Consider the following 570-nt stretch of genomic DNA (forward strand, 5'->3'; position numbering starts at 1 on the left):
TGGGAAGAGTTCCCGGCAGTTACGCTACCGCCTTCTTCAAATACCGGTCGCAGTTTAGCCAATACTTCCTTCGAAGTATCTGCCCGCGGACCTTCGTCTTTGTTTATGGTATAGGAACGGGTTTTTTTCTTTCCGTCCTCATCGACATAGGTTTGGTCGATGGTTATAGGAACAATCTGATCCTGAAAACGATCTTCTTTTTGAGCTTTGAGTGCCTTCTGGTGAGAATTGAAGGCGAATTCATCCTGTGCTTCCCGTGAAACATTGTACTTTTTAGCTACTGCTTCAGCGGTTAGACCCATTCCCCAGTAGTAATCTTCCCGTCCTGCTTTTGCCAGTTCGTAATTAGGTACAGGTTTATAACCTCCCATTGGAATATAGCTCATGCTTTCGGCTCCCCCTGCAATGATGCAGTTGGCCATTCCGCTTTGGATCTTAGCTGTTGCTATTGCAATAGTCTCAAGACCCGATGCGCAATAGCGGTTCACCGTCATCCCCGGAACATCTTTAATGTCGAGTCCCATGAGGGAGATAAAGCGTCCCACGTTGAGCCCCTGTTCGGCTTCAGGC

1 protein-coding gene is annotated in these 570 nt (G+C 47.9%); it reads right to left on the reverse strand.

The features are described from left to right. On the reverse strand, positions 1-570 hold a 570-nt coding region (locus tag HC176_RS15860), incomplete at both ends, for a thiolase family protein (RefSeq protein WP_280818694.1).

The organism is Tamlana crocina (genome assembly GCF_012037625.1).